Genomic DNA, 1,569 nt, shown 5'->3' on the forward strand with positions numbered 1-1,569 from the left:
TTTGCAAGACGCCGGTATCCAAGCGAGCGACATTGATTATGTCAACGCACACGGAACGGCAACTGGTGCAAATGACGCGGCTGAATCAAAGGCTATGGAATTGGTCTTTGGTAAGAACGGCGTCTTGGTTTCATCAACTAAGGGTATGACTGGACACTTGTTGGGAGCAGCGGGTGCCATTGAGGCCATTGCTGCAATTGGTGCCTTGGTCCGTGAACAATTGCCAGTTAATGTTGGTGTGACGGAACAAGATCCTGAAACTGCTGGTGTGACGTTGGTTAACGACGACAACAAGTTTGTTGCGCCTAACTACGTTTTGTCAGCTAACTATGGTTTCGGTGGCCACAATGCCGCTGTTATTTTCAAGAAGTGGAGTGAGAATTAATGGGTTTGCAATTAGATGACATTCGCGCTTTGATGCAAGATTTGGAAAATAGTTCGTTGCGTGAGTTTTCATTGCAATCAGATGATTTCAGTTTGCATTTGAGTAAGAACGAAATCACGCAACCTGTTGTCACGACACCTGCGCAGCCAACTGTTGCGAGTGTCGCGACAGCAGAAGCGCCTGTCGCAACGGAACATCATCCTTTGGACAAGGAACAAAAGCAAGGCGTAACGATTGATGCACCATTGGTCGGAACGGTTTACTTGAAGGCCAATCCGGATGCTGCGCCTTTCAAGCAAGTGGGTGACCACGTTGCTGTGGGTGAACAAGTTGCGATTGTTGAAGCAATGAAGCTAATGACACCAGTGAAGAGTGAAGTTGCCGGTGTCATCACTGAAATTTTGGTAGAGGAAGAGGATGTGGTTGATTACGGTCATGCAATCTTCCGTGTCGAACTAGATGCTTAAGGAGGGGCGGCAATGTCAGTATTAAATACACAACAAATTCAAGAAATTTTGCCACACCGTTACCCAATGTTGATGTTGGATACGGTTGAGGAGTTGGTGCCGGGTGAAAAGACGGTTGCCATCAAAAATGTCACCATCAACGAAGAAGTCTTCCAAGGTCACTTTCCAGGCAATCCAACATTTCCTGGGGCGTTGACAATTGAAGCATTAGCACAAGCTGGTGCCGTAGCATTACTTTCGATGCCTGAATTTAAGGGTAAGACAGCTTACTTTGGTGGTATTAAGAAGGCTCGTTTCCGTAAGATGGTTCAACCTGGTGATCAAATGCGCCTAGAAGTGACGCTTGATCGTTTGCGCGGTCCAATTGGTGAAGGTAAGGGTGTTGCTTACGTTAATGGTAAGAAGGCTACTACTGCTGATTTGACGTTTATTATTGGAGATTAAAATGTTCAAGAAAGTGTTAGTCGCGAACCGTGGTGAAATTGCTGTTCGTGTCATTCGTACACTGAAGGAAATGGGCATTAAATCTGTTGCTATCTATTCTTCAGCTGATGCGGATAGCCTCCATGTGAAATTAGCCGATGAAGCGATTTCAGTCGGGGGGCCAAAGTCTAAAGATAGTTACCTTAACATGAAGAATATCTTGAGTGCTGCGTTGTTAACGGGTGCTGAAGCGATTCATCCAGGTTACGGTTTCTTATCGGAAAATGAATTATT

Annotated in this window: 3 protein-coding genes and 1 pseudogene; all 4 read left to right on the forward strand. The window is 45.6% G+C overall.

Going from position 1 to position 1,569, the window contains the following annotated elements:
• Window positions 1-385, forward strand: a pseudogene (locus WEIDD23_RS14865) (beta-ketoacyl-[acyl-carrier-protein] synthase II); the annotation flags it as partial.
• Entirely contained in the window at window positions 385-852 is a 468-nt protein-coding gene (accB, locus tag WEIDD23_RS09455) for an acetyl-CoA carboxylase biotin carboxyl carrier protein (RefSeq protein WP_010374169.1), read from the forward strand. The pseudogene WEIDD23_RS14865 and the gene accB, both read left to right, overlap by 1 nt.
• A gap of 12 nt (window positions 853-864) precedes the next feature.
• Window positions 865-1,296: a 3-hydroxyacyl-ACP dehydratase FabZ gene (fabZ, locus tag WEIDD23_RS09460; protein WP_010374168.1), complete on the forward strand. Its 432-nt coding sequence runs from the start codon at window positions 865-867 to the stop codon at window positions 1,294-1,296.
• Window position 1,297: 1 nt separating this feature from the next.
• Window positions 1,298-1,569 (forward strand): biotin carboxylase N-terminal domain-containing protein (locus WEIDD23_RS09465; protein WP_278279487.1); only part of this gene is annotated, 272 nt, incomplete at its 3' end.

This window comes from Weissella sp. DD23 (assembly GCF_001579105.1).
GTDB classification, from domain to species: Bacteria; Bacillota; Bacilli; order Lactobacillales; family Lactobacillaceae; genus Weissella; species Weissella cibaria.